Origin of the sequence: Pseudomonas sp. lyk4-R2A-8 (assembly GCF_030209095.1) — a bacterium.
Lineage (GTDB): Bacteria > Pseudomonadota > Gammaproteobacteria > Pseudomonadales > Pseudomonadaceae > Aquipseudomonas > Aquipseudomonas quebecensis.
In genome coordinates this window covers 91,208-117,227 of the sequence record NZ_JARVSS010000007.1, presented here as the reverse complement: position 1 = coordinate 117,227, position 26,020 = coordinate 91,208, and the positions used below count along the sequence as shown (strand labels likewise).

At 60.8% G+C, this 26,020-nt stretch carries 22 protein-coding genes and 2 pseudogenes; 5 read left to right on the top strand and 19 right to left on the bottom strand.

All coding sequences use genetic code 11. From position 1 onward, the window contains the following. Positions 1-11 precede the first annotated feature (11 nt). From QRN10_RS07990 to QRN10_RS07980, 3 genes are all read right to left on the bottom strand, one after another. Positions 12-1,199 carry a sugar transporter gene (locus QRN10_RS07990; RefSeq protein WP_285428132.1) on the bottom strand — a complete coding sequence of 396 codons (1,188 nt, stop codon included), beginning with the start codon at positions 1,197-1,199 and terminating at the stop codon, positions 12-14. A 111-nt stretch (positions 1,200-1,310) separates the two neighbouring features. After that, entirely contained in the window at positions 1,311-1,673 is a 363-nt protein-coding gene (locus QRN10_RS07985; RefSeq protein WP_181076758.1) for a type 1 fimbrial protein, read from the bottom strand. 84 nt (positions 1,674-1,757) lie between these two features. After that, on the bottom strand, positions 1,758-2,756 hold the full coding sequence (locus tag QRN10_RS07980; protein WP_181076757.1) for a bile acid:sodium symporter family protein: 999 nt from the start codon (positions 2,754-2,756) through the stop codon (positions 1,758-1,760). An 85-nt stretch (positions 2,757-2,841) separates the two neighbouring features. Here QRN10_RS07980 and QRN10_RS07975 point away from each other — a divergent pair, with 85 nt between their 5' ends. After that, the gene (locus QRN10_RS07975; protein WP_285428131.1) at positions 2,842-3,630 is read left to right on the top strand and encodes an AraC family transcriptional regulator; all 789 of its coding nucleotides are present in this window, start codon (positions 2,842-2,844) and stop codon (positions 3,628-3,630) included. Between the two features lie 8 nt (positions 3,631-3,638). Here the strand turns inward: QRN10_RS07975 and QRN10_RS07970 are convergent, their stop codons facing one another. Further along, positions 3,639-4,328, bottom strand: a complete 690-nt coding sequence (locus QRN10_RS07970) for a helix-turn-helix domain-containing protein (RefSeq protein WP_253508158.1) — start codon at positions 4,326-4,328, stop codon at positions 3,639-3,641. 70 nt (positions 4,329-4,398) lie between these two features. Between QRN10_RS07970 and QRN10_RS07965 the strand changes: the two genes are divergently transcribed. Both QRN10_RS07965 and QRN10_RS07960 read left to right on the top strand, forming a co-directional pair. Beyond that, on the top strand, positions 4,399-5,637 hold the full coding sequence (locus QRN10_RS07965; protein WP_285428130.1) for an MFS transporter: 1,239 nt from the start codon (positions 4,399-4,401) through the stop codon (positions 5,635-5,637). Between the two features lie 73 nt (positions 5,638-5,710). Further along, complete coding sequence (locus tag QRN10_RS07960) at positions 5,711-6,142, top strand: hypothetical protein (protein WP_285428129.1); 432 nt, start codon at positions 5,711-5,713, stop codon at positions 6,140-6,142. A gap of 82 nt (positions 6,143-6,224) precedes the next feature. Here QRN10_RS07960 and QRN10_RS07955 read toward each other — a convergent pair whose 3' ends face one another. The 9 genes from QRN10_RS07955 to QRN10_RS07915 form a co-directional block, all read right to left on the bottom strand. Beyond that, on the bottom strand, positions 6,225-7,469 hold the full coding sequence (locus tag QRN10_RS07955; protein ID WP_285428127.1) for a zinc-dependent alcohol dehydrogenase: 1,245 nt from the start codon (positions 7,467-7,469) through the stop codon (positions 6,225-6,227). A 48-nt stretch (positions 7,470-7,517) separates the two neighbouring features. Next, positions 7,518-8,462, bottom strand: a complete 945-nt coding sequence (locus tag QRN10_RS07950) for a methyltransferase (RefSeq protein WP_285428126.1) — start codon at positions 8,460-8,462, stop codon at positions 7,518-7,520. An 11-nt stretch (positions 8,463-8,473) separates the two neighbouring features. Next, positions 8,474-9,853, bottom strand: coding sequence for an iron-containing redox enzyme family protein (locus QRN10_RS07945; RefSeq protein ID WP_285428125.1), 1,380 nt, complete (start codon positions 9,851-9,853; stop codon positions 8,474-8,476). A 349-nt stretch (positions 9,854-10,202) separates the two neighbouring features. Beyond that, positions 10,203-11,945, bottom strand: a complete 1,743-nt coding sequence (locus QRN10_RS07940; RefSeq protein WP_034114134.1) for an ABC transporter substrate-binding protein — start codon at positions 11,943-11,945, stop codon at positions 10,203-10,205. 33 nt (positions 11,946-11,978) lie between these two features. After that, positions 11,979-12,251 (bottom strand): DUF2160 domain-containing protein, encoded by a 273-nt coding sequence (locus tag QRN10_RS07935; RefSeq protein ID WP_003232363.1) that lies wholly within the window; start codon positions 12,249-12,251, stop codon positions 11,979-11,981. A gap of 11 nt (positions 12,252-12,262) precedes the next feature. Beyond that, on the bottom strand, positions 12,263-13,063 hold the full coding sequence (locus tag QRN10_RS07930; RefSeq protein WP_181076743.1) for a carbohydrate ABC transporter permease: 801 nt from the start codon (positions 13,061-13,063) through the stop codon (positions 12,263-12,265). Between the two features lie 10 nt (positions 13,064-13,073). After that, positions 13,074-13,940, bottom strand: a complete 867-nt coding sequence (locus tag QRN10_RS07925; RefSeq protein ID WP_034098582.1) for a carbohydrate ABC transporter permease — start codon at positions 13,938-13,940, stop codon at positions 13,074-13,076. Then, complete coding sequence (locus QRN10_RS07920) at positions 13,937-15,034, bottom strand: ABC transporter ATP-binding protein (protein ID WP_181076742.1); 1,098 nt, start codon at positions 15,032-15,034, stop codon at positions 13,937-13,939. Before QRN10_RS07920 ends, QRN10_RS07925 begins: the two co-directional genes overlap by 4 nt. After that, positions 15,034-16,128, bottom strand: coding sequence for an ABC transporter ATP-binding protein (locus QRN10_RS07915; RefSeq protein WP_181076741.1), 1,095 nt, complete (start codon positions 16,126-16,128; stop codon positions 15,034-15,036). Before QRN10_RS07915 ends, QRN10_RS07920 begins: the two co-directional genes overlap by 1 nt. Before the next feature lie 277 nt (positions 16,129-16,405). On the opposite strand from QRN10_RS07915, the gene QRN10_RS07910 reads away from it, so the two are divergent. Further along, entirely contained in the window at positions 16,406-18,235 is a 1,830-nt protein-coding gene (locus QRN10_RS07910; RefSeq protein WP_285428124.1) for a sigma-54-dependent Fis family transcriptional regulator, read from the top strand. Between the two features lie 87 nt (positions 18,236-18,322). On the opposite strand, the gene QRN10_RS07905 is transcribed toward QRN10_RS07910, so the two are convergent. Continuing rightward, a complete protein-coding gene (locus tag QRN10_RS07905) occupies positions 18,323-20,440 on the bottom strand; it encodes a TonB-dependent receptor family protein (protein ID WP_285428123.1) in 2,118 nt (705 codons plus the stop codon). A 225-nt stretch (positions 20,441-20,665) separates the two neighbouring features. On the opposite strand from QRN10_RS07905, the gene QRN10_RS07900 reads away from it, so the two are divergent. Beyond that, a complete protein-coding gene (locus QRN10_RS07900; protein WP_181076738.1) occupies positions 20,666-20,947 on the top strand; it encodes a hypothetical protein in 282 nt (93 codons plus the stop codon). Between the two features lie 59 nt (positions 20,948-21,006). Here QRN10_RS07900 and QRN10_RS25250 read toward each other — a convergent pair. From QRN10_RS25250 to QRN10_RS07880, 5 genes and pseudogenes are all read right to left on the bottom strand, one after another. Beyond that, positions 21,007-21,444, bottom strand: a pseudogene (locus tag QRN10_RS25250) (methyl-accepting chemotaxis protein); the annotation flags it as partial. Between the two features lie 111 nt (positions 21,445-21,555). After that, a pseudogene (locus tag QRN10_RS25245) lies at positions 21,556-22,320 on the bottom strand (PAS domain-containing protein); the annotation flags it as partial. Between the two features lie 138 nt (positions 22,321-22,458). After that, positions 22,459-22,728, bottom strand: a complete 270-nt coding sequence (locus QRN10_RS07890) for a hypothetical protein (protein ID WP_181076734.1) — start codon at positions 22,726-22,728, stop codon at positions 22,459-22,461. Between the two features lie 132 nt (positions 22,729-22,860). Next, the gene (locus QRN10_RS07885) at positions 22,861-23,589 is read right to left on the bottom strand and encodes a hypothetical protein (protein WP_181076733.1); all 729 of its coding nucleotides are present in this window, start codon (positions 23,587-23,589) and stop codon (positions 22,861-22,863) included. A 1,755-nt stretch (positions 23,590-25,344) separates the two neighbouring features. Continuing rightward, positions 25,345-25,965, bottom strand: a complete 621-nt coding sequence (locus tag QRN10_RS07880; RefSeq protein ID WP_253508182.1) for a hypothetical protein — start codon at positions 25,963-25,965, stop codon at positions 25,345-25,347. Between the last annotated feature and the right edge of the window lie 55 nt (positions 25,966-26,020).

Here is a 26,020-nt window from a genome sequence, read left to right as displayed (position 1 = left end):
CAATTGGTTGGCTACTCCCGCGGCCCCACCCCCGTCCCAAACTGCCGAATCGCCAGGCAATACCCCACCAACGCCAGCGCCGCCAGCAGCCCACCCGCCGCGCCAATCCAGGCGAAGCCGAAGTGGCTGCCGACCCAACTGCCCATCAGGGCGCCGCCGCCGATGCCGATGTTGTAGATACCGGAGAACATCGCCATGGCCACATCCGTGGCGTCGGGAGCCAGCACCAGCACCTTGGATTGCATGGCCAGCCCGAAGCCCATGATCGCCATGCCCCAGAACACGCTCAAGCCCACCAGGTAGGATTCGGCGCCACTCAATGGCAGCAACAGCGCCAGACAGGCCGCCAGCAGGAACACAGTACCGACCACGAACAGATGCGGATTGAAGCGGTGCACCAGGCTGAACAGCAGCGAGCCGATAATGCCCGCGCCGCCGAACACCAGCAGGATCAGGGTCACGGCGCCGCCGCCCATGCCCGCCACGCCTTCGACGAAGGGTTCGATGTAGCTGTAGGCGGTGAATTGCGCGGTGACGGTCATCGCCGTGAGCACGTACAACGCCACCAGCGCCGGGCGTTTGAACAGCAGTGGCAGGCTGCGCAGGGAGCCGGAGTTCTGGCTCGGCAGCGGCGGCAAGGTACGCGCCAGCCAGAACACCAGCCCGCCCGCAAACGCGGCGATCACCAGGAAGGTGGTGCGCCAGCCCATGGCTTCACCGAGCAGGCGCCCCAGAGGGATGCCCAGCACCATCGCCAGGGACGTGCCGGTGGCCAGCAAGCCCAGGGCCTGCACCTGCTTGCCCTGCGGCGCCAGGCGCACGGCGAGAGATGCGGTGATCGACCAGAACAGCGCATGGGACAAGGCGATGCCGATACGGCTGACCATCAACAGGCCGAAGCTGGTGGCCACGCTGGACAGAATATGGCTGGCGATAAACAGCCCGAACAGCACGATCAGCAACTTTCGTCGCTCGACGTTGCGGGTCAGCAACATCACCGGCAACGAGGTCAGCGAGACGACCCACGCATAAATGGTGAGCATCAGGCCAACGCTGGCGATGGGCATGTCGAAGCTTTCGCCAATCGCGCTGAGCAGCCCGACGGGTACGAATTCGGTGGTGTTGAACACAAAAGCGGCCAGCGCCAGGGCGATGACCGGTTGCCAGTTTGGCTGGGGAGTTGCGGTTGAAAGGCTCATTGACGGGCGAGGTACTCTGACGGTGATCGAGCGGCCACCCAGGACAAGCGCCGCCGCCGAGCATTCTATAGGTTTCTCGGGCGGCTGTTGACGCTCATCCGCGGCGCAGAATCAGGGCGCGGTCAGCGTCACCACGTACCTACCCGATTTGACCGGCTGACCGCGTCCGTCCACCAACAGGTAGCGCTGATCGTAAAAACGCCCGCTGCCGCTGTCCGCCACCAGCCGCAGACTGGCCCCGTTGACGCTGGCCACAGGTGCCACGCTGCGGACCGTGAACTGGTTACCTCGGCTGGCGCTGGGGCACCCCGTCACGTCCAACTGCGTGCCACTGTGCGCATTTGTCGCACACATCGGCTCAACGATACTCCCGGTAAACCTGATGGTGCCCTGACTTGCCGGCTGCGCCGCGCCGCATGCGCTTGCCCAGAGGCAAAGGAGACCTGTCGCTGCCGAAAAACCGTTGATACGCATGCTGATACTCCTTCCTGGTGATTAAGAAGTAAGTCGTCAGCACAGGTACTAACTTGAGGTTAATCGTCGCAGAGCAACAAAATGTTACGGATCCACCTGCGCCATCAACTCCGCAACACTCTCCGCGCGTTTGGCATAACGCTGCGCCAGCGCCGCACACACCATCAGCTGGATCTGGTGAAACAGCATCAACGGCAGAATCAATACGCCCATGCTCGCCCCGGCAAACAGCACCTGAGCCATCGGCACACCGGTCGCAAGGCTTTTCTTCGAGCCGCAGAACAGGATGGTGATGCGGTCCTCCTGGTTAAACCCAAAGGCCTTGCCCAACACGGTGGACGCCATCAGCACCAGCGCCAGCAGCACGCAGCAGGCCACCACCAGCCCGCCCAGTTCCCACAGCGGGATCTGGTGCCAGATGCCTTCATTCACCGCTTCGCTGAACGCGCCGTACACCACCAGCAGGATCGAACCCTGGTCGACGAACTTCAGCCACGCCTTGTTGCGCCCTACCCACTCGCCGATCCAGCGCCGCGCGATCTGCCCGGCGATAAACGGCAGCAGCAATTGCACGCTGATTTTCACGATGGCATCGACGGTGGAGCCGCCCTCGCCATGCACGTTGAGTAAGAGGGTCACCAGCAACGGCGTGAGGAAGATCCCAAACAGGCTCGACGCCGCCGCGCTGCAAATCGCCGCCGGGATATTGCCCCGCGCCAGGGAAGTGAAAGCGATGGCCGACTGCACCGTGGCCGGCAACGCGCAGAGATAAAGCATGCCCATGTACAGGTCTTTGCCGATCAACGGCGACAGCACCGGCTTGAGCGCCAGCCCCAGCAACGGGAACAGCACAAAGGTCAGGCTGAACACCAACAGGTGCAGGCGCCAATGGCCGGCGCCGGCCACGATGGCCTGGCGCGAAAGCTTGGCGCCGTGCAGGAAAAACAGCAGCGCGATGGCCAGGTTGGTGACCCAGCCGAATGCCACGGCGGTCTGGCCGCTGGCGGGCAATAGGGAGGCGAGGATCACCGTAGCGATCAGCGTGAGGGTGAAGTTGTCGGGCAGAAAGCGGGGCCGGGTCATAGTGAAGTCTTCCAGGGGTTGCCAAGAGCGTCACCGCGACTCTAACGTAACGCCTTGTTACCGACTAACGCCAACGAGCCAGTAAATGCCGCCTAAAGGACATGCCAACACCGTGCGCCGTAGCATTCCGGGGCTTTCCAGCCTGCCACGGCCGGTGTACGGGCGCACCGAATCGCTGCCCAATCGCGCGTTGACCCGTCGCCACAGTCACCCGTGGGTGCAATTGTCCTACGCGATTTCCGGGGTGCTGGAGATCCAGACCAGCGCCGGCCGCTTCGTCGCGCCGCCACAGCGGGCCGTGTGGATTCCGGCGGGCATGCCGCACCGGGTGTACAGCACGCCCCACACCGAGATGCGCAGCCTGTACCTCGATTGCAGCGTCACCCCATGGGCGGCCGGGCATTGTCACGTACTGGAGGTGAGCAACCTGCTGCGCGAGCTGATCCGCCGCTTCAGCGAACTGCCGGTGGAATACGCCGAGGGCGGCCCCGACGGGCGCCTGGCCCAGGTGATCCTCGACCAACTCGCCGCCGCGCCGCAAGTCGACCTGATGCTGCCGCTGCCGATGGACCCGCGCCTGCGCCAGATCTACCGCAGCCTCAACCAGCGCCCGGAACAGCAGACCACCCTGGGGCAATGGAGCGACAAACTGGGGGTCAGCGAAAAAACCCTCAGCCGCCTGTTCCTGCGCGATACCGGCCTGACTTTCCGCGCCTGGCGCCAACGCCTGCGCCTGCTCAGCGCCCTGCCCGCCCTCGAACATGGCGAACGGGTCACGGACGTGGCGCTGGCCAGCGGGTATGAATCGACATCGGCGTTCATCAATGCGTTTCGCCAGCAGTTCGATGCCACGCCGGGGGAGTTTTTCCGCTGATTCCAGCGTCAGGATGAAATATCAAATACAGCAGCCAGGCGCTTGCGGCCTTTGGGGGTGAGCGTTAACGCGCGGGTATCGAGCGTGCGCATCAGCCAGCGGTCATGCAGCATATGCGTCAGCAACTGCGCGCCCAACGCACCGCCCAGGTGCGAGCAACGCTGGCTCCAGTCCAGGCAGGGATAAGCAAATCGGCGGCGCGCCGAGCTGTCCGGAACTGCCTGCAGCCCCAGCGCCGTCAGCCGTTCGGTGCCTGTGGCGGTCAGTTGATATCCGCTGTCCTGCAGGCACATCCACTGCTTGCGCAACAACGCATCGTGCACTTGGACGCCAAGTTCTCCGGCCAGGTGGTCGTAGCAACTGCGAGCGTGGCGCAGGTGGCAAGGCGTCGAGGGTTTGAAGGCCGGCGCGTCGAATGAGCTGATTGAAAGCAAGCCTTCCAGCGCCCTGGCGACATCGGCACTGACCAATTGAAAGTAGCGATGCTTGCCTTGAGTGACCAGGGTCACCAGCCCCTGTTCCAGCAGTTTCTGGAAATGGCTGGAGGCGGTCGACGGGCTCTTTTGCGCCACTACCGCCAATTCGGTCGCCGTGCGCGCGCGGCCGTCCAGCAGGCAGCAGAGCATACGCGCCCTGGCGGGGTCGGCGATGGCGGCGGCGACACTGGCCAGTCGCAGCTCGGACTGCTCAACATCCATTGTTCGATGCTCCTCGAAGTGAACGACAGGGCGCAAGCATAGCCTGTGCGTCCACCAAAAGGAGATAGCCATGCGTGACAAGCATTTTTTCGGACATACAGTGCTCAGGTGCACATTCATTCTGGCGATGCTCGGATGGGGCATCGGCTTTTACGGCCCGCCGATTTATCTGCAGGCGGTGATGGAGCGCACGGGCTGGCCAATCGCTCAAGTGTCGGGCGCCGTCACCCTGCACTTCCTCAGCGGCACGCTGGTGATTGCCAATCTGCCCCGCCTGTACGCACGGTTCGGCGTGCCGGCGATCACACTCGCGGGCTGCGTGATGCTGGGCATCGGTGTGAATATCTGGGCCCGGGCCGACACCGTGCAGGTGCTGTACCTGGGCGCGATCTGCTCGGGTATCGGCTGGGTGACCCTGGGCGCCACTGCGGTGAACACTTTGATCGCGCCCTGGTACGTCAAGGAGCGGCCAAAAGCCTTGGGTAAGGCTTACAACGGCGCCAGCCTGGGCGGGGTGATTTTTTCGCCGTTGTGGGTCGTGCTGATCGAGCGCTTCGGCTTTGCCGTGGCTGCGCTGATGGTGAGCCTGGTCGCCGTGGTCGTCATCGCCGGGTTCTCGCTGCGGGTCTTCAACCGGACGCCGCGTGATCTCGGGCAACATCCGGATAACCAAGCCCAGGCGGAACCGGTGAGCGTCTCCCAGGCCGATTCGCCCTGGACCACCGCACAGGCGTTCAGGTCAGGTTCGTTCCGCTCGTTGGCCGCCGGCATGTCACTGGGCCTGTTCGCCCAGATCGGCCTGATCGCGCATTTGTATTCCCTGCTCAGCACACGTCTGGGCAGTCATGAAGCCTCCGTGGCCATGGCGCTGGCCACCGCCAGTGCGATGGGCGGTCGCTACGTTGCCGCCCATTTGATGATCGGCGGCTTCAACCGTCGCCACCTCGCTTGCCTGGGGTACGCGGTGCAGTTGCTGGGGACCTTGATGCTGCTGGGTCTGGACCTGCATCCGGCATTCGCATGGGCCGCCGTGCTGCTGATCGGCTCGGGCATCGGCAATGCGACTTCGCTGCCGCCGCTGATTGCACAGGTTGAATTCAATCGCGCGCACACTGCCAAGGTCATCGCCCTGATGGTGGCCGTCAGCCAGGCCACTTACGCCTGTGCGCCGGCGTTTTTCGGGTTGATCCGCTCCGTCTTCGACGACCCCGGCCACACGATCATGGCGATGGTGGGCGCGACGGTGGCCGTTCAATTGCTGGCGATGCTGTCGTTCTATCGCAACTCATCCACCCGCGAGCGCAAATAGTGCCCAAACCCGCCCTCGGCTGTTATTGTGCGGCGCTTTGAAAAGCTGCCATGCCACTGCGAGGAAACGGACGTTGAACACTGACGAAAAAATGACCGGAGACCTGTTCGAGGTCGATAAGCGCCTGTCACTCAAACCGGTGGTGGAGTTTAACGCTTACCTGCGCAGCGCATTTGGCGACGGCCTGTGCACCTGCATTCGCTGCACGGCCAGTGGTGGCGACGAAAACGGCTATGAGTTCCAGCACACCTTCGGTTTCGACGGCAAACCCACGCATCGCCGCTTTGCTTCAACGGCGGGCAGCGATGTGTTGCAGGCATTGAAAAAGGCCTGGTTGTCGTATACCAAGGCAGAGCTGCCCGCGAGCGGCGTGTTGGCCCTCGATACGGTAAAAGAATTTGTCGAGCCGCAACTGCACAAACGCCTGGCGCCATTATTCTTGGCCAGTGGGCTGGTCAAGCATGTGGACGGTGTCTTGCACATTCAGCCCCAGGCTATGGCCTGATTCGTACGGCGAATGCACTTTTACAGGGTGAATCTGAGCCAAGCGATGCAGGACGGATAACCCCTCCCGCATCGCGCCCGACTCAGAACCCCGGCACGCCCTGCACTTGCAGCTCAGGCATCGTTTCATCCAGCGGCTCCACCAGCGGCCGCTCATCCAGACCCGGCACCAGAATCACCTTACGGCACTCCTCCTCGGCTTTATCAAACAGTTCATAGCCGCGCGCCGCCTGCTCCAAGGACAGGCGATGAGTAACGATAGCCTCCGGGTTCAGACGCCCCAGTTCGATATGTTGCAGCAGTTGCGGCAGGTAACGCTGCACGTGGGTCTGCCCCATCTTGAACGTCAAACCCTTATCGAATGCATCGCCAAACATGAAACCGTGGATGAACCCGGCGTACACCCCTGCCACGCTTACCACCCCGCCCCGTCGGACTGCAGCAATACATTGGCGCAGGGCCTTACCGCTGCTGCCTTCGATCTTAAGCGTGGTAAGGATTGTTTCGGTGGTGCTGCCCTTCGCTTCGAAGCCGACCGCGTCCACTACCCCGTCGACCCCACGCATGCCACGGGTCTGGCGGATGATGGTATCGGCGGGGTCATCGTCTTCCTCGAAATTGATCGGAATCACGCCATACATCTTCTGCGCGTACGCCAGTCGATACGGGTGATCATCGACCATGAAGATTTGCTCGGCGCCGAGCATCTGCGCGCACGCGGCGCTCAGCAGGCCTACGGGGCCTGCGCCGTAGATCGCTACGCTGGAGCCCTGGCCGATGCCCGCGTTAGTCACCGCCTGCCACGCCGTGGGCAAGATGTCTGAGAGAAACAGCACCTTCTCATCAGCCAGGGCGCCGGGGGCTTTGAACGGCCCGGTATTGGCCTTGGGAACCCGAACCAGCTCAGCCTGACCACCGGGAATGCCACCGTACAAGCGGCTGTAGCCGAACAACGCAGCACCTGGTGGGATCGACTTTTTGTTGAGGATCGCGCCGCGCCCGTCATTGGTGGTTTCACAGGCGGCAAATTGCTGGAGCTGACAGAAGAAGCAGTCGCCACAAGCGATTACGAACGGGATCACTACCCGGTCGCCACGCTGCACGGCGGTGACCGCCGGACCGGTCTCTTCAACGATGCCCATGAACTCGTGGCCGAAGATATCGCCGTGCTCCACCGTCGGTATTTTGCCTCGATACAGATGCAGGTCCGAACCGCAGATAGCGGTAGCGGTGACGCGCAGAATGATGTCGTCGGGTTGCTCGATGATCGGGTCGGGAACCGTATCCACTTGCACTTTGTGGGACCCTTGGAAAGTCATCGCTCGCATGCTTTGCACTCCTGATCTGAAAAAAATGGCAGATTTAAGGGACGGCCATCAGCGCAGTCGCGTAACCGCCAATGCGACCACGGCAATCCGCTCCACGCGCTCGTAACCCGGTTTTTCCAACTCCTCGCCGAACACGTCCGGGTCCAGTTCGCGGTAGGTCCAGCCGTAGGCATCGCTGCCGAGCAACGGCTTGACTGCGGCGAGGAAGGGGTCCTCACCAGCGACAATCGCCGCACCGGTGTACAGCACCAGGGTGCCGCCCACGGCCAGGCGACCGAGGGCCTCGCTGACAATCCGCACCGACAGTTGCTCGCCCAGGGCACCGCCGCCGTGCCGGTAGGCGCGCTGACGGTCGTCGTTCATATAGGGCGGGTTGGCGACAATCAGGTCGAATTCGCCTTCGACGCTGTCCAGCACATTACTGTGATAGGCGCTGACGTTGCCCAGGCCGGCCAGCTCCGCGTTCACGGCAGTCAAGCGCAGTGCGCGGGGGTTGATGTCCACCGCGAGCACTTCGGCGTCGTGGCGCGCCCGGGCGATCACCAGCGCGCCGACGCCGGCGCCGCAACCTATGTCCACCGCGCGTTTGATCGGCTCGAAACGCTGTTGCAGGTGGGCCTCGATCAGTTGCGCGAAGCGGTAGCTGTCAGGCCCGAAAAACACCGCGTCCGATTGGGTGGTGGGGTACGCCGAATGGGCGATCAACAGATCATCCAGGCTCGACCAGCGCACCGTACTGCGCCACAGCGAATCGTGCTCTTCGACCACGTCGGCATGCTGCAACGCTTCGCGCACGCTGTCAGGCAACAGGTCGCGGTCGAACGGCATCGACCAGCCGAACACGTCGCGCAGGTTCATCGCCAGCGGGGTCGCGAGGCGACGATAGACGCGGTCATGGGTCAGCGGCGTGGGGGTGATGAAGTGATAGCCGTCGTGTTTCAACCCTCGGCCCAGGTCCAGCAAGGCGCGGTCGGCGAGTTGTTGTGCGGACATAAGCGGGTTCCTTAGCGCAGGCGCGCACGCAGTTGGATAAAGCGCCGCGTGGCATACAGCCCCGCAGGAGTGCAATGGCGGCGGGCCGACAGCCAGGGAATCAGCGCCGTGAGCTGCTGTTCATCGGTCAGGTTGCTCAGCGATTCGACCAGGGACTGAGTGTCCGGGTCCGTTGGACGGTGCGAGTCGCGGGCCAAGGGTCTGCCGCGTCCAGGCCGCACCGCCGGCACACGCTCGGCGCTGATCCAGTCACCGGCGATCCAGTCGTGCAGCACCTGCTTTTCATAGCCGCTGAACACGCCGAACATCGCCGCGCCGGCGCCTTCGATCAGTTGCCAGAAACGGCTCTCGGTTGGGTCCTGATTGCGTTTGATCCAGCCCTTGTCTTCCAGAGCCTGGAGAAATGCGCCGATCTGCCCGGGCTTGGCCAGCCACTGGTTGACGGTCTTGCCTTCGAAGCGGCAGTAATCCGAATGCATGTGCTGGCCGAACGTGCGCTTGCGCTCCAGCATGGCCACCACTTCGTCATGCAGGTTGAAGCTGTCGATGACGGCGTTGGTGCCCGGGCCCAGGTCATTGAGGCGATAGCCCTCGGCGACACGTCGGTAAAAGTCCGCCCTGCCCTCGCCCAGCGGCAATAGATCGATCACCGATTGCGCCGCCTTGCAGGCGTGGCCGGTGCTGGCATTGTCGATGGTTACATGCAGGGTGAAGTAATAAGGGTCGATGCCCAGCTCGCTCAGCTCGTACGAGGTGATGAGCAGGTGCAGGGGCAACTGTTCGTAGCCAAGGTTGTAGCCGATGATTTCCGGCAGGAAGTCCTCGCCGCACAGGCCCAGCGCCATTTGCAGAGCGCCTTGCAGGTAATGGTCGTCGTCCAGGCCGGCTTCGCTGGCGGCGTCGTGATCGCTGAGCAGCTTGCGGTAGATCACCACATGATTTTGCGCGGCCTGACCGTCGCCCAACTCTTCCAGGTAGGTGGTGAGCAAGCCGTCGAAACGCGGGTCGTGCCAGTGGGCCAGCAGCCCGTACAACCAGGCGCCGTCGACCTGTTTGGTCGGTGCTACGCGCTGCAGGCAATACAAGGCATGGGCCTTGTTCTGGAAAAAGCGCCGGGGCCGACCTTGCTGGCGTTGTTCCAGGTACTCGGCGTAGGCCTGGGCGACTTCGGCGCAGCGCTGCTCCACCCACGCCGTAAGATGTTCAGGCACTTCGGGCAGATCGCCGGGCAGCTCGCGCGCCAGGGTCAATTGCGCCTGCACGAAGTCGCGCGCGACCTCTTCGGCGCCCTCGACTTCGCTGTACAACTGCTGATACAGGTGTTGATAACGACCGTGAGCCGAAAGAAACATCGAGGCCGGCTGGCCTGAGAGCGCAGTGAGGAACGTCATGATGGCAGTGTCCGCAAAGTCCTAAACAACCAGGCCTGCCGACAAGGCGGCCCCGTGAGCGCGCTGAAATACGCGTGTCTAGAATGCAGAGCGTCGGAGTGTGCAGAAAATTCAAATTGGGTTCAGATGGGCTGGACCAGCGGTCGATTGATTTGGCGCGCAGTGGGCCTGCATGGCTTGGCAGGGCTTATGGGGTGGATGGGCTTTCTGTGGCGAGCGGGCTTGTCCCGCGCTGGGCTGCGAAGCAGCCCCTTTTCAGGCGATGTGTTCCATCTGACACACCGAGGTGCCTTAAGAAGGGCTGATACGCAGCCCAGCGTGGGGCAAGCCCGCTCACTACAAAGGGCGCTTACTTGCGCGCCGCCTCCCATTGTTTAAGCAGGTCGTTGTAGCCGACGGTTTCGCCCTTGGGCTTTTCGTTGGCCAGTTTCGGCTTGGGTGCGCCCGGCTGGTCGAACCAGTATTGCGCGTCGCGCTCGGGGTTCATTTTCGGGCCGCACACCGGTTGCACCTTGGAACGTTCCAGGCGCGTCATGATCGCGTCCTGTTCCTTGGCCAGGTTGTCCAACGCCTGCTGCGGGGTTTTCTCGCCGCTGGCGGCGGCGGCGATATTGCTCCACCACAGCTGCGCCAGGCGTGGGTAGTCCGGCACGTTGGTACCGGTCGGGGTCCACTCCACGCGGGCCGGGCTGCGGTAGAACTCCACCAGGCCGCCCAGTTTCGGCGCCATGTCGGTCATGGCCTGGGAGTTGATGTCGGACTCGCGAATCGGCGTCAGGCCGACGATGGTTTTTTTCAGTGACACGGTTTTCGAGGTGACGAACTGCGCATAGAGCCAGGCCGCCAGTTTCTGCTTCTCGGGAGTGGACTTGAGGAACGTCCAGGAACCTACGTCCTGATAGCCCTTTTTCATGCCCTTTTCCCAGTAAGGCCCTACCGGCGACGGCGCCATGCGCCATTTCGGCGTGCCATCGGCATTCACCACCGGCAGGCCCGGTTTGGTCATGTCGGCGGTAAACGCGGTGTACCAGAAGATCTGCTGGGCGATATTGCCCTGGGAAGGCACGGGGCCGGATTCGGAGAACGTCATGCCCGCCGCTTCCGGCGGCGCGTAGGCTTTCATCCAGTCCACGTATTTCTGGGTGGCGAATACCGCCGCCGGGCCGTTGGTGTCGCCGCCACGGGTGACACTGGAACCCACCGGGTGGCAGTCCTCCACGCGAATGCCCCACTCGTCCACCGGCAAGCCGTTTGGCAGGCCTTTGTCGCCGCCGCCGGCCATGGAGAACCAGGCGTCGGTGAAACGCCACCCCAGGGACGGGTCTTTCTTGCCGTAGTCCATGTGCCCATAGATGCGCTTGCCGTCGATTTCCTTGACGTCTTCGCTGAAGAATTTGGCGATGTCTTCGTAGGCCGACCAGTTCACCGGCACACCGAGTTCATAGCCGTACTTTTCCTTGAACTTGGCTTTCAGTTCCGGACGCTCGAACCAGTCGGCACGGAACCAGTAGAGGTTGGCGAACTGCTGGTCGGGCAATTGGTAGAGCTTGCCGTCCGGGCCGGTGGTGAACGACAGGCCGATAAAGTCCTTGAGGTCCAGGGTCGGCGAGGTGAAGTCTTTGCCTTCGTTGGCCATCAGGTCGGTGATCGACTCGGTCTTGCCGTAGCGAACGTGGGTACCGATCAAGTCGGAATCGTTGACCCAGCCGTCGTAGATGTTCTTGTCGGACTGCATCTGGGTTTGCAGTTTTTCCACCACGTCGCCTTCCTGCAGCAGGTCGTGGGTCAGCTTGATGCCGGTAATTTCACTGAAGGCCTTGGCCAGCACCTTGGATTCGTACTCATGGGTGGTGAGGGTTTCCGACACCACGTTGATCTTCATCCCACGGAACGGCTCTGCGGCCTTGATAAACCACTTCAACTCTTCGAGCTGCTGAGCTTCGGTGAGGGTGGACGGTTTGAACTCGCTGCCGATCCATTTTTTCGCGGCATCTTCGTAGGCATCGGCCCAGGCCGACGCGCTCAAACCGCTCAGGGCCAGTACGGCGGCCAATGAAATGCTATGTCGCAGCTTATTGTTCTTATTCAACATAGAGACCTCCTGGTTGTTTATTTCATAAGGGCATCAGCCCCAGCGCATCACACTCAACAGCCATACCAGGGACAGCGCGGACGCTACCCAGATGCTCCAGTCGGTAACGCCGATCACCAGCAAATGCAGGTAGGCGCTGCCGAGAAGACCGATAAACAAGCGATCACCACGGGTGGTGCTGATCGGCAGAAAACCGCGTCGAGGGATGCTCGGCGAGCGCAGCTCCCAAGTGGTCATGCCCGCCAGAATCAGGGCGATGCCGCCGAAGAACAGCGCGGTGGGGGTGGTCCAGGCCATCCATTCCATCATCGAATCCTCTAGACCCGGCCCAGGGCAAAGCCCTTGGCCACGTGGTTACGAACAAACCAGATCACCAGCATGCCCGGCAGGATAGTCAGCACCCCCGCCGCTGCCAGCACGCCCCAGTCGATACCGGAGGCCGAAACGGTGCGGGTCATCACCGCCGCAATGGGCTTGGCATTGACCGACGTGAGGGTGCGCGCCAGCAGCAGCTCGACCCAGGAAAACATAAAGCAGAAAAATGCCGTCACCCCGATGCCGGAGCCGATCAGCGGAACAAAGATTTTCACGAAGAACTTAGGAAACGAGTAGCCGTCGATGTAGGCGGTTTCGTCGATTTCCTTGGGCACGCCGGACATAAAACCTTCCAGAATCCACACCGCTAACGGCACGTTGAACAGGCAATGGGCCAGCGCCACGGCGATGTGCGTATCGAACAGGCCGATGGACGAATACAGCTGGAAAAACGGCAACAAAAATACCGCCGGCGGCGCCATGCGGTTGGTCAGCAGCCAGAAGAACAGGTGCTTGTCGCCCAAGAAGCGATAGCGCGAGAAGGCATAGGCTGCCGGCAACGCCACGCTCAGGGAAATCACTGTGTTCAGGCTCACGTAGTACAGCGAGTTGAGGTAACCGGTGTACCAGCTCGGATCGGTGAAGATCACCTTGTAGTTAGCCAGGGTGAAATCCTGCGGAAACAGGGTCAGCCCACCGAGGATTTCGGTGTTGCTCTTGAAGGACATATTCAGCAGCCAGTAGATCGGCACCAGCAGGAACAGGATGTACACCAGCAGCGGAATCAGCTTGCGTTTGCTCATGTTGGCGGCCTCAGCGGTTGGCGTCGGAGTGGGTCATGGCGGTGTAGAACAGCCAGGACACCAACAGGATGATCAGGAAGTACACCAGGGAAAACGCCGCCGCCGGGCCGAGGTCGAATTGACCTACGGCCATCTGGGTCAAGGTCTGACTCAGAAACGTGGTGGCGTTACCTGGCCCGCCGCCGGTCAGTACGAAGGGTTCGGTGTAGATCATGAAGCTGTCCATAAAGCGCAGCATTACCGCGATCAGCAGCACGCTCTTCATCTTGGGCAACTGGATATGCCGGAAAACCGCCCAGGCTGAGGCCCGATCGATACGTGCGGCCTGGTAGTACACATCCGGAATCGCCCGTAGGCCGGAATAACACAGCAGCGCCACCAATGAGGTCCAGTGCCATACGTCCATCACCAGCACCGTGACCCAGGCGTCCATGGTGTTGGCCGCGTAGTTGTAGTTGATGCCCAGGGCGTTGAGGGTCGAGCCCAGCAGGCCGATGTCGGCGCGGCCGAAGATCTGCCAGATGGTGCCCACTACGTTCCAGGGAATCAGCAACGGGATCGCCAGAATAATCAACACCAGCGACGACCACCGGCCCTTGGTCGGCATGGTCAGGGCGATGGCGATGCCCAGGGGGATTTCGATCAGCAGCACGCAGGCCGAATAGATGAACTGGCGCAGCAGCGAGTCGTGCAGGCGCGGGTCGAGCAGTACTTGCTTGTACCAGTCGGCGCCGACGAAGTAGCGGCTGGACTGGTCGAAAATGTCCTGCACCGAGTAGTTGACCACGGTCATCATCGGGATCACCGCACTGAACGCTACCAGCAGGAACACCGGCAGTACCAGCCACCAGGCTTTGTTGTTCTGCACCTTGTTCATGGCTGCACCTCCAGCAGGTAATCGTCGGCATAGAGCATCAGCCATTGCGCGGGAAAACTGATGGACGCCTGGCGTTGCGGCACCGGTTTGTCTTCGGCCAGGCGCACCTTAAGCGTTGCACCGTCGAGGTTGAGGGTCATGATCTTGTAGGTGCCGAGGTCTTCCAGATGAGTGATATCGGCTTGCAGGGCGTCAGGGTTGTACTCGTCCCATACATGGATAAATTCCGGACGAATACCTACCTGGAGCTTTTGGCAGTTCGACTCGGCAATGCGTTGCTGCAATGCGCCGGACAGCGGCAGGTGCGTGCCGGCAAAGCGTACACCGCCCGCCTCGGCCTGCACCTCAATCAGATTCATCCCAGGGCTGCCGATGAAATAGCCGACAAAGGTGTGGCTGGGCCGTTCGAATAACTCACGTGGTGTGCCGAACTGCACGATCTGCCCGCCGTACATCACCGCGATCTTGTCGGCGAAGGTCGACGCTTCCAACTGGTCGTGGGTGACGTAGACCATGGTGATATTGAACTGCTCGTGGATCTGCTTGAGCTTGCGCCGCAGTTTCCACTTCAGGTGCGGGTCGATCACCGTCAGCGGTTCGTCGAACAGGATCGCCGACACGTCGTCACGCACCAGGCCACGGCCCATGGAGACTTTCTGCTTTTCGTCGGCGGTGAGGTTGCGGGCTTTTTTGTTCAGCAGGTTTTGCAGGTCGAGAACTTCAGCAATTTCCTGCACTTTGCTATGAATTTTCGCCTCGGCCATGCCCTGGTTGCGCAACGGGAAGGCCAGGTTGTCGAATACCGTCATGGTGTCGTAGACCACCGGGAACTGGAAGACCTGGGCAATGTTGCGTTTCTCCGGAGTCAGGTCGTTGACCACTTGGGTGTCGAACAGCACCTGGCCTTCGGACGGGCTGAGCAACCCGGAGATGATATTGAGCAGGGTCGACTTGCCGCAGCCCGATGGGCCGAGCAACGCGTAGGCGCCGCCCTGCTCCCACACATGGTTCATTTCCCGGATCGCGTAGTCTTCAGGCCCTTTGGGCGTAGGGCTGTAGCTGTGCGCCAGGTTCTGCAAATGGATCTCGGCCATCAGGCAACCCTCGCGACACGGCGCCCGGGGGCCTGGACCAAACGGCCCTGGCCATCGAACACAAACAGTTTATGGGTGGGGATATACACGCGGATCGGCGCGTCGACGTCGTACTCGTGCACTCCCGGCAAGTGCAGCACCAGCAGAAAGTGCTCGCTGCGCACATGCAGGAAGGTCTCCGAGCCGCTGATCTCAGCCACCTCCACGGTCACGGCCAACTCCAGGTCGTCGTCGTTGCTCGGCACCAGGCTGATGTGGCTGGGGCGCACACCGAAGCGGAACTCGCCCTCACCAATGGGGCGCAGGTCGACATTCAGCGGGAAGTGCACAAAGTTGGCGAAGCTGACTTCGTTGCCGCTGATCCGCCCGGGCATCAAGTTGATCGGCGGTTCGGAAAACAGCTCGGCGGCCAGCACCGTTTGCGGCTGGTGATACACCTCGGCGGCCTTGCCGCTCTGGATCACCCGGCCTTCATGAAGGATGGTGGTGGTGCCACCCAGCGCCAGCGCTTCATTAGGCTCGGTGGTGGCGTAGATGGCGATGGTGTGACGCGCGGCGAACAGCTCGCGCATTTCCTGACGCAGCTCTTCGCGCAGTTTGTAGTCCAGGTTCACCAGCGGCTCATCGAACAGGATCAGCTCGGCGTCCTTCACCAAGGCGCGCGCCATGGCGGTGCGCTGTTGTTGCCCACCGGACAACTCCAGCGGGTGCCGTTGCAGGAATTTCTCGATGCGCAGCATCCGGGCGGTTTCCAGCACCTTGCTTTGGATCAGCTCGTCGCTCACGCCGGCCTGGCGCAAGGGCGAGGCGATGTTCTCGAACACGGTCATGGTCGGGTAGTTGATGAACTGCTGATAGACCATCGACACGTTGCGCAGGCGCACCGGTTTATGGGTGACGTCCGCGCCGTTCATCAGGATGCGGCCGCTGTCGGGCTTGTCCAGGCCGGCCATCAGGCGCATCAGGCTGGTCTTGCCGGACAGCGTCCGGCCAAGCAGAACGTTGAACGAACCCGGCTCGAAACGCAGGTTGGCGTCGTCGATCCAAGTCTGGCCTTCTACAACGCGGGAGACATGTTCCAGGGTCAATGACATGACACGACCTTTTTATTATTGGAATGAATCTGGCCATTCGTCAGAGCGAGTTTCGTGCCAAAAATGCAGGTGCTTGATTCACAAGCAAATGGCCTCAAGGTGATGTTCAGGAGTGAACAATTTGGCTGAACAAGTGAACAGCTTGGGGGTTGACAGTGAACAGTTCTGAACAACACTCTTTGAACCCGACTGACTGTTCAACACACAGGTCCAAGGTGGCCCGGTGGCGTCAGGTAGATCGTGCAAGACCCCAAAACAATAAAAAGAAGGTCACCCCATGGCCGAACCCTTGGCTCACGACACCATCATCCAGGACTCCTGGCGCCGTTGCCGCGCCTTTGGCCTGGACCACCAAAGTACGCCCAGCTTTGACCAGTTGCCCGCCGAGGGCATCAGCCAACTGCTGGAGAGCCAGCACTCCCTGGTGCAGACCACTCACCAGGAAGTACTGCCCTACTACGAAAATATCCTCAGCAATTCCAACTGCCTGATCATGCTGGCCGATAACCAGGGCCAGGTCCTGACGTCATGGGGCACCCAGCGTTTTATCGAACCCAAGCTCGCCCGTGGTTTCAGCGCCGGCGCCAGCTGGCTGGAACGCGCCAGCGGTACCAACGCCATCGGCACCGCGCTGGCCTGTGCCCAGGCGGTGCATATCGAGCATGACGAGCACTTCCTCAAGGCCAACCGCTTCATGACCGGCTCGGCGGCGCCGATCTTTGATGCCCAGCGCGAAATTATCGCCGTGCTGGATGTGTCCAGCGACAGCTACCTGCCGCCCTCCCATACCCTCGGCATGGTCAAGATGATGAGCCAGACCGTGGAGAACCGGTTGATCCTCAACCTGTTTCGCGGCGAGCACTTCCAGCTGACCTTCAACACCGGATTGAGCAACCTCGACAGCCAATGGGCGGGGCTGCTGATTTTCGATGAAAGCGGCCAGGTACTGTCGGCCAACCGTCGCGCCGACAACCTGCTGGGCATCAGTTTGTCGCGGGTGATGATCGACAGCCTGTTCAAGGTGTCGTTGCTGGAGTTGCTCAACCAGCCCGAAGGCTTGCCGTTTTCGTTGCAGGCGGCCGGGCGCAACCGCTTCCAGTGCCTGCTCAAACGCCCCCTCCAGCAGCCGGTGCAGGCTCGCGTGTTTACCGAGCCCAAGACCAGCGAACCACCCGCGCCCCCGCCACCGGCGTCAATCGGGCTTAATACCCTGCATTTCGGCGACCCACGCGTGGAAAAAGCCGTGCGCCAGGCCGAGCGCCTGCTGGAAAAAGACATTCCCCTGCTGATCCACGGCGAAACCGGCGTGGGTAAAGAAGTATTCGTCAAAGCCCTGCACCAGGCCAGTTCCCGCAGCCGCCAGGCGTTTATCGCGGTGAACTGTGCGGCCATTCCCGCCGAGTTGGTGGAATCGGAACTGTTCGGCTACGAAAAAGGCGCGTTCACCGGCGCCAATCAGAAAGGCAGCATCGGCCTTATTCGCAAGGCCGACAAAGGCATGCTGTTTCTCGACGAAATCGGCGACATGCCGCTGCCGACTCAGGCGCGGCTGCTGAGGGTGTTGCAGGAGCGCTGCGTGCAACCGGTGGGCAGCAGCGACGTGTTCCCGGTGGATCTGCGCATCATCTCCGCCACCAACCGGGCCTTGCGCGAGCTGGTACAGGTCGGGCGCTTTCGTGAAGATTTGTACTACCGCATCGGTGGCCTGACCCTGGAACTGCCACCGCTGCGTGAACGTCACGACAAACAGGCGCTGTTCCAGCAACTGTGGCAACGGCATCGCGAGCCGACGCAATGGGCCGGTTTGAGCGCCGAGGTGCTGGCCCTGTTCGAGCAACACCCCTGGCCAGGTAACCTGCGCCAGGTCAGCAGTGTGCTGCAGGTGGCGCTGGCGATGGCTGAAGAACAGCCGATCCGCGCGGAGCATTTGCCGGACGACTTTTTTGTCGACTTGGGCCGGGCAGCGCCACCGCCGGCCAATGACGGGCTGGAAGACAGTGGCGACCTGAACCAACGCCTGAAAGCCGCTGGCGGAAATATTTCCCACTTGGCGCGGGAACTGGGAGTAAGCCGCAATACCTTGTACAAACGTCTGCGCCAGCACTGACGTTTTAAGCGCGGAGAAGCTCGCTGCCCAGAACGATCACGCGCTTTTTGTGATGCGCGCTGGGCATGTGGATCAGACTGCTGTGGCTCAACGCCAGCTCCACGACACACCTGTGTAGACGCCGCGCCCCTGCGCCGGCGTAGAGCGCGCCATATCTAAACCTTTGTCGTCATAGCCCGGCGTAACGGTGTTGGCGTAGCGTCGATTGGTCAGATTGCGCAGATCGACCCAGGCCTGCCAGTCGCCCTTGGGGGCGTCGTAGCCGAGGGTTGCACCCAGGATGGTGTATGACGCGGCGTAGTAGGAATTGGCATAGTCCACCGCTACCCGCGACGAACGCTCGGTGTTGAGGCTGCTGTAAAAGCCTGCCGGGTGGCTGTAGCGCAGTTGTGCCTGGTAATAATGCCTGGGGATGCCCGGCAACGTGTTGTCGCCGAAACGGTCGTCGTCACGGTAGTGAAAGTCGCTGAACGTGTAAGCCTGGCGCAGGGCGAGCCGGCCGTTGCGGCCGCCATCCCAAAGCGGGCTGAGCAGGTTCAGTTCCAGCCCTTGGTGCACGGTGGGGCTGGCGCTGGATTCGGCGATCACGGCATTGCTGGTCGGTGTTTGCGCCTGCGTCTCTACACTGAGCAACTCGTGGCGCACTTGGGAGCGGTACAGCGCCAGGTCCCATTCACCAAACCACTGCTCGCCGCGCCCACCGATTTCCAGGGTGGTGGCGGTCTGGTTTTTCAGTTTTACGCCTTCGCGTTGCAGGCCAGTGGCCGGGCCGCTGCCTTGGGGGAAATATTTATTGGAACCCCAAATCATCGACCATGCGTGCGGCGGCTCGACCGAGCGGCTCAGGTTGCCGTACACCTGCAACTGCGGTGTGAAGTCGTAACGCAGGCCGATGCGCGGCGCGTAGTCCCAATCATGCTGACTGACCGGCGTGCCGGTATCCGGGTAGGTCACTTCGGTTTCGCGACGGGTGTAAATCGCCGCCAGACCGGTGGTCAGCCACAAGTCCGGCATCAATTCCAGGTCGTTGCCTACGTGCAGTACGGTGTCGGAGCCCAGGTAGCTGTAGTCGCGGGTCTTGGTGCCGGGCGCGTAGGAGGCGGTATTGCCGGCCGGCGTACGCACGTATTCCGACGTGCCGTTGTTGGGCATCGCCTGGGTGGTGCGCAGGCCGACCGTGGTTTTGCTGTCGTGGCCGAACAGCGTGTCCTGGCGGATGTAATTGAGGGTGCCGCTGATATCGGTATAGGCCACTTTCAGGCGATTGGTGCCTTCGCGCAGGTCCATCGGGTAATCGTGGTAAGCCAGGCCTGCTTCGAGCCGACTGTTGTCATCCAACTGCAAGGTGGTCTTGTTGGCCAGCCAGGTGGAGCCGGGTTGCAGGCGCTTGGAGTCGCGAGCGACATTGAGCGTATTGGCTGCCTCGGGATCATGGCTGATCTGATTGCGCGTGAGTTTGCCGGGGGTGTCGTTAGTGGTTTCGCGATAACGCAGGTAGAAACGCGTTTCCAGGTCCGGGTTGAACCGGTAGCCGAAGTTGGCGGCAACCCCCTTGCCCGAGCCGGCACTCTGGTGCTGATAGCCGTCGGACTCGGAATCGGTGAGGCTGATGTAGTAATCGGCATCGCCCGAGACCTGGCCGGAACTGATCTCGCGCTGGCCATAGCCGCGACTGCCCAGCTCATAGCGCAATTGCAGCTTGGGCGCGTCGTAGCCGGTGCGGGTCACATAGTTGACCGCGCCGCCCAGCGCCAGCGCGCCCTGGTCGAAGCCATTGGCGCCGCGCAGCACTTCAACCCGGCCTTGCCATAGCGGGTCCTTGAGCTCGTAAGGTGTGCCGCCGGGGCCGGTCAGTGGCAGGCCGTCGAACATTTCGTAGAGGCCGGAGGCATGGGCGCCGGGGCCGCGATTGAGGCCCGAGCCGCGTATAGACAGCTTGACCCCTTCGTTGTTGGCCGCCTTGGCATACACCCCGGCCTGGTACTTGAACACATCTTCGTTGGTGCTGACCCGGCCCTGCTGCACGCTGTCCATGTCAATGTAATGAGTGCCGCCAGGCACGTCGCGCAATTGCGCCCGGGCCACTTCGCCAGCGCTGGGCTCACCGCCGGTGACTTCGACCGGCGCCAATTGCAGCGCATCGGCATGCGCAAAGGAAGTCAGGGTCAGTGCAGCAAAAAGAAACGCAGGTTGACGCGACAGCATGGGTAATCCTTGGAGTTCGGGGGCGTGAACGGCGTGGCCGAGCACGCTGGCAGTGTTGGGAAGGCAGCGGCACCCGGCAAGTCACGCCTAAGTGACCAACCGGAACCCTCCCACGCTCACATCGGACGGCGTCGTAGGCTTGGGGCCACAACACCGACGAAACCTCTACGCCTTGGTTGAGGTCCACTGCCTAACTCATCGCGTTGCATTGAAAAGGAAACGCCCATGTCGCTGACACACGAAGGTACTGCCGATGTACTCCTGGCATCGCGCCATCTCGGCGCCGAACCTGAGGAATGCCCCAACCCATCGGTGACTATCAGACTGACGGAGCAAGGTACGCCGACCATTGCCCGCCTGGAAGTGGACGGCCCGCTGCAATGGCCGGGGCACGCCAATCACGTCACGGTGACGCTGCCCAACGGACGGGAAATCAAAGGGGTGATCGTCGAGATCAATCGGGAAGCCGAAGGCGCGCATTGGCTGACGTTCAGCCTGGATGACTGAAAACCGTCAGCCGGGTAGGTAGGCCCGGCTGTAGAACACCGCCAGCAGGGTGCTGGCGGTTATTGCAGCTCGTTAGCGAAACGGCCCACAGCACTGACCACTTGCTTGGCGCCGCCCTGAATCTCAGTAATCACGGCACCGGCCTGGTTGGCCAGGGTCAGGCCCTGCTCGGCCTGTTCGCGGCTGCTGAACATCTCGGCGATGGCTTCATCGGCCAGCCGCTGGTTCTGCTGAACCACGCTGACGATCTCTTCGGTCGCGGCACTGGTACGACTGGCCAGTTGCCGGACCTCATCGGCGACCACCGCAAACCCCCGCCCCTGTTCGCCCGCCCGCGCAGCCTCAATCGCCGCGTTGAGCGCCAGCAGATTGGTTTGCGCGGCGATGCCACCGATGGTTTGCACGATGGCGCTGATCAGCAGCGATTGCTTGCCCAGCGCCTCGATGCTGCTGGTCGCCGACTGCATCTGCGCGGCGATGTTCTGCATGGTCTGCACGGTGTTCTGCACGACCGCCGCCCCACGTTCGGCGGTCACATCGGTCTGCTGTGACACTTCATAGGCCACTCCTGCGGCTTCCTTGACCTCGGATTCCCTCAAGACCTGGTCGGTCACCACACTGGCAAACTTGACCACTTTGCACAGGTTGCCTTCGGCATCGTGCACGGGGTTATAGGTAGCTTCGAGCCACACTTCATGCCCGCGGCTGTCCACGCGCTTGAAGCGACTGGCGACATATTCCCCGCGATTAAGCGTCTGCCAGAATTGGCTGTATGCGGGCGACGCGGCCTCCTGCGGGGTACAGAACATGCTGTGCTTCTTGCCCACGATCTGCTCGAGCGTGTAGCCCATGGCGTCGAGAAATTGTTTATTGGCAGTGACCACGGTGCCATCCAGCTTGAACTGAATCACCGCCGTCGAGCGCAGCAGCGCGTTGATGAACGCTTCGTTTTCCTTACCGATTTCGATGGCGCGGGTGACTTCGGCACCATAGGCCTGAACATATGACAGCTGGCCATCGCGCCCTTTGATGGGCAGCCAGGTCAGGTGGAACCAGGCCAGGCTGCCATCGCTGCGCAGGTAACGGTAATCATCGTTGACCGGTTCACAGCGCGCGACCGCGGCGTTGAAGTTACGAAAGCAGGGTAGATCCTTGACGTAGGCAGGGACTATCTCACTCAACAAGCGCCCCTCCACTTGTTCGCGGGAATAGCCGAGGGCCCGTGCAAAGCCCTCATTGACGGCAGCGATGCGAAAGTCGGCATCCAAGCGTATGGAAATCATGCCTCGGTCACTCTGCGCGACGAGTTGACGTAGCAGGAAGAGTTCATCGTCCTGGTCCAGAAGGTCCTTCTTCAAGCGTCGATTAAACATGTTGGCGTCCACTGAGGGTTTTCATCACTGCATCGGCTCAGTCGCCCAATGCTTTAAACACAGGTCGACGAACTGTCATGATAGCTCCCGGTTGAAGACGCGCCAGGCCGCTTTTTCCCGGTCCTGGGCCCGGGAAACCTAGGGAGTGGACACCGTCAGGGTCTGCATCAACTCGTCGGCCTCCGAGCCCGGCGCAAACCTGAAGCCTGCCATCTCGTCAGTGCCGAGTATGTCCTTGAGCGCCCCCAGCAGTTGCGCCTCGTTCGGCGAATCGCGCAGTAACCTGTGGGCCGGCAGCAACACATCGGCAGGCACACCCTCCACCGTCGCGGCATCGATCAACGCAAAGAGCATGAAGCGCAGGCGTATTTCACGATCAGTAGGCCAAACCGTCTTTCGCTTACCCAAGGTAGGGCCTCGTTTTTTCGGAAAAGTCCGAGGCTATTGCCCAGGCCAGGGTGTTTCAAGCACCGGCAGGCAAGATAGGCCGCTTCCTACAGGGGAAAGGGAAACACCGCACCAGGCAGTGCGGCAGTCGGCTCATTGCACGGGCAGAAAGTTCATCAACAGCAGACTTTGCGCATAGTTCAGGCCGATACGTCGGTAGCGTTCATCAAGCATTTGGGTAAGCAAGTCGAGACGCGCCACGATCTTGCCGAACTCCACCGCAAAACTGAGGTTGCTGCCCTCCTCCGATATTTCGTTGGAAAATAGCAGTAAAACGCCATTGGCATCCTGGCGCTGGCTAAGCAGCCAGGTGGCCTTCTCGATATTGCGTGCAGCGTTGCTGACGAACTGCGGGTTGATCGAATCGGTCAGGTAGAACTCCGTGCGCCCGCCGTGAGCCGTCACGATCATGCTGCCGATCGCATAGATGAACGCACCGACACGATCGCCCTTGAACTCCGGACTCAGGGAATAACTCAGCGCCACCAGGTCGCGGCGCTCGCCCAGGGCCGCCAGTGGACGACGCTGTTCGATGGCCTGGCGAATTTCCCGCTCGGCGCTCACCGCGTCCGGGTAGCCCGACTGCCGCCACTGGTTGGGGTTGCGCAGATACAGCTTGCCCATCAGCAAATAGAGGCTTTGCAGGTTGTCACGCATGCTCAACGTGGCCATGCGATCGACACTGGTCTGAAAAAACTCATCGGGTTTGCCGTTGCTTAATTGCCGGGTGATATCGCGACCCTGCTGCTGGCTGCAGCCGGTGACCAAGACCCAAACTACCGCCAGCAGCAATGGCAAGCGCGCCCGGCAATTGACTGGCATTGATAATCTGAGATTCATCGGCACCCGATACTGAATAGTCTGCCCACGCGTGAATCGGCGTAGTTGGGACATCGATAGAGCGGGAAAATGTGAAAAAGTGCGGCGCAGGTGTCCAGATTGTTATGACAAATAGGCGGTAGAGCCGTGAATAATTCGTTTCACGATCTATACTTGCAGGACCAGCGACGTACATAAGCGGTCACTGTAATCGAGGGTCACAACAATGAGACATCCCATTCGAGCTCAAATGGTTGTGCAGATGATTTGCCTGCTATCGGTGGCTCAGCTTTTTTGTTGATTGGAAAGTAACCAGGCTGCCCTACACGTTGGCATCACAGCGACGCAAAGGTGTCGAATAAAGGAAAGCGTCGCCCGTGGCTGAGTACGGCGACGCTCAGCCTATCTGATCAGCATGCGCCTGGCGGAATGCCGTCCTTATTGAAATCTTTCAAACGCTCGCGCTCCTCTTCAGTAGCGTGCGCTGGTGTTTCCTGCTCGGGTTTTTTCTGCTTTTCGTCAGTCATGGACGCATCCTCTGGGTGGTTATGACTTGGGTTGCTGCAGCGAACAGCAGTTCAAGTTAATCGCTGAGGCGCGCGAATAAAACGCCACTTCCCACCGTCATCTATCACCACCGTAGAAAATTTGAATTAGCGGGTTGTCCATCGGGTCAAGAATTATGAACGCAGTAATCTGATGAGGTAACAGCAATGACTATCCAAGCAGAGACACTCGTACAACTGACCGAAGCACTGCAGAAACGTGGCCTTAATCTAGTGTCGGATGTGCACTTCACGCGCGCACCTTATCGGCGTAATCATCGCTGGATTTGTATCGTAGAGTAACTCCATTCTGCTGACGGCCTGGCTCGATGGCCGGTCGTCGGCACCTCTTCCCTTCCCATTCCCTAGATGGCACTGGCGCTTATCCACGCCCGATGTATTGGATGGAGCCAGCCGCGAATGACTGGCTCGAAGCAATGAGGCAGGAGTCGCGTTAGGTTGACTGCCCGTTTCCGAGATTTTGTGGTTTTTTTACATTTTTTCGATTCTTTCTCTCGTATTGGTGATGAACACACCAGACGATCAGAAGCAGTGCCGAAAATGCAAAAACGCCCATCAACAGCTCTAGCGCGGGACCTTCGTGTGAAAACATTTTTTCGTTCCTCGTCCTGAAGTAACGCACCTGAAAAAAGGCGCTTCCGAAATTGTTCGTAACAATTCATACATTTTCAGGGTAGTCGCCAAATGCGCAGGTGACAACCCAAAAAACCCCAGAACCGTTGATCCAGACACGTCAGTCGTCGAAAAAACGCCGAGCAGATACCCAAGCTCGATCCACTGCAGTTTCGCGCCGGACCCCATAACACCGCCTGAAGCGCTTGATTATTAGCTAAATAGCGACTTGCTCTTCAGATACTCTTCAAACCCCAACTTCCACCACTCGCGCCCAATATCCGACTGCTCGCCGTCGCGTAGCGACCCTGTCAAGAGCCAGTTCTTGCACTCCAACGCCCAGAGCCGGATCTGGTTCTCTTGCCACTTATTGTCAATGGGTAGCGCAACTGTCGACCTGAGACATCAGATGCTCGAGTGGATGCTGAAAGCCTGTACATGCTTTCTGAGGGTGTGCCTCTTTGAGGGCGGCCGTCGCGAGCCGAGCCGCCGGGGCGGCACCACCCTTCGGGCATTCATCCTTCACGCATAAGGGCTTCGACCTGCGCACAGCGCTTGCGAGGGAACGCACCACTCCTCGTTAATCTGTAACCTGCGGGCAAGGGTTAAAAACCTCGGTTACGTCGACCGTTGTATGCCACGGGATGGCAGTGCCTGACACCATTCCGCCTACGGTTTGCTGTCGACCCGACTTGCGTACATAGCCGCCATCCGTTCCAGTGAAGACGTGCTGCCCCGGCTTCGTCAGATAATCAAAAAAACTGACTTTCACAGGCAAATTCATTTGCCCACCCGGCGTAATGACGGCGAGCATGATCGCTCGGTCTTTGGTGAAAACAACGAACGGCTCGACCCCAGTGCGACCACCAACTGTCTTCACGCATTGCACTTGCTCTGGGAGGATGCGTGCGGTTTCAGTGTAGGTGTGGTTGTTGTAGAGGCTGAGGATCAGGCCTTTGCTGGTCAACACTCCCAAGCCTTGAGTGGCTCTGCAGCTGCCTTCGCTTCCATATGGGAACAAGCACCAGTTCGTTTCCGACACGGCTTGAATATCCGATGGTGCGATTTTCAGATCGCGCTGGATTTGGGCTTTTGATTCCGGCGTGTCGTAAGGGATCATCACGCATCCCCCGACTGTCAACGCCGCGATGAAGCCTATGGCCGCAGCTACGTTTTGGATTGATGATTTGAAGGTGTTCATTGTTCGCTCTCCTTGCTGTATGCCACCACTTGAACGCTGTGGTGATTTTGGTAGC

What these genes read in the sequence shown, in the direction of transcription:
- QRN10_RS07985 (WP_181076758.1), bottom strand. Translation starts at nt 1,673, where the DNA reads ATGCGTATCAACGGTTTTTCGGCAGCGACAGGTCTCCTTTGCCTCTGG.
- QRN10_RS07915 (WP_181076741.1), bottom strand. Translation starts at nt 16,128, where the DNA reads ATGTCATTGACCCTGGAACATGTCTCCCGCGTTGTAGAAGGCCAGACT.
- QRN10_RS07980 (WP_181076757.1), bottom strand. Translation starts at nt 2,756, where the DNA reads ATGACCCGGCCCCGCTTTCTGCCCGACAACTTCACCCTCACGCTGATC.
- QRN10_RS07910 (WP_285428124.1), top strand. Translation starts at nt 16,406, where the DNA reads ATGGCCGAACCCTTGGCTCACGACACCATCATCCAGGACTCCTGGCGC.
- QRN10_RS07880 (WP_253508182.1), bottom strand. Translation starts at nt 25,965, where the DNA reads ATGAACACCTTCAAATCATCAATCCAAAACGTAGCTGCGGCCATAGGC.
- QRN10_RS07940 (WP_034114134.1), bottom strand. Translation starts at nt 11,945, where the DNA reads ATGTTGAATAAGAACAATAAGCTGCGACATAGCATTTCATTGGCCGCC.
- QRN10_RS07925 (WP_034098582.1), bottom strand. Translation starts at nt 13,940, where the DNA reads ATGAACAAGGTGCAGAACAACAAAGCCTGGTGGCTGGTACTGCCGGTG.
- QRN10_RS07905 (WP_285428123.1), bottom strand. Translation starts at nt 20,440, where the DNA reads ATGCTGTCGCGTCAACCTGCGTTTCTTTTTGCTGCACTGACCCTGACT.
- QRN10_RS07950 (WP_285428126.1), bottom strand. Translation starts at nt 8,462, where the DNA reads ATGTCCGCACAACAACTCGCCGACCGCGCCTTGCTGGACCTGGGCCGA.
- QRN10_RS07955 (WP_285428127.1), bottom strand. Translation starts at nt 7,469, where the DNA reads ATGCGAGCGATGACTTTCCAAGGGTCCCACAAAGTGCAAGTGGATACG.
- QRN10_RS07970 (WP_253508158.1), bottom strand. Translation starts at nt 4,328, where the DNA reads ATGGATGTTGAGCAGTCCGAGCTGCGACTGGCCAGTGTCGCCGCCGCC.
- QRN10_RS07990 (WP_285428132.1), bottom strand. Translation starts at nt 1,199, where the DNA reads ATGAGCCTTTCAACCGCAACTCCCCAGCCAAACTGGCAACCGGTCATC.
- QRN10_RS07945 (WP_285428125.1), bottom strand. Translation starts at nt 9,853, where the DNA reads ATGACGTTCCTCACTGCGCTCTCAGGCCAGCCGGCCTCGATGTTTCTT.
- QRN10_RS07930 (WP_181076743.1), bottom strand. Translation starts at nt 13,063, where the DNA reads ATGAGCAAACGCAAGCTGATTCCGCTGCTGGTGTACATCCTGTTCCTG.
- QRN10_RS07935 (WP_003232363.1), bottom strand. Translation starts at nt 12,251, where the DNA reads ATGGAATGGATGGCCTGGACCACCCCCACCGCGCTGTTCTTCGGCGGC.
- QRN10_RS07975 (WP_285428131.1), top strand. Translation starts at nt 2,842, where the DNA reads ATGCCGCCTAAAGGACATGCCAACACCGTGCGCCGTAGCATTCCGGGG.
- QRN10_RS07920 (WP_181076742.1), bottom strand. Translation starts at nt 15,034, where the DNA reads ATGGCCGAGATCCATTTGCAGAACCTGGCGCACAGCTACAGCCCTACG.
- QRN10_RS07965 (WP_285428130.1), top strand. Translation starts at nt 4,399, where the DNA reads ATGCGTGACAAGCATTTTTTCGGACATACAGTGCTCAGGTGCACATTC.
- QRN10_RS07900 (WP_181076738.1), top strand. Translation starts at nt 20,666, where the DNA reads ATGTCGCTGACACACGAAGGTACTGCCGATGTACTCCTGGCATCGCGC.
- QRN10_RS07885 (WP_181076733.1), bottom strand. Translation starts at nt 23,589, where the DNA reads ATGCCAGTCAATTGCCGGGCGCGCTTGCCATTGCTGCTGGCGGTAGTT.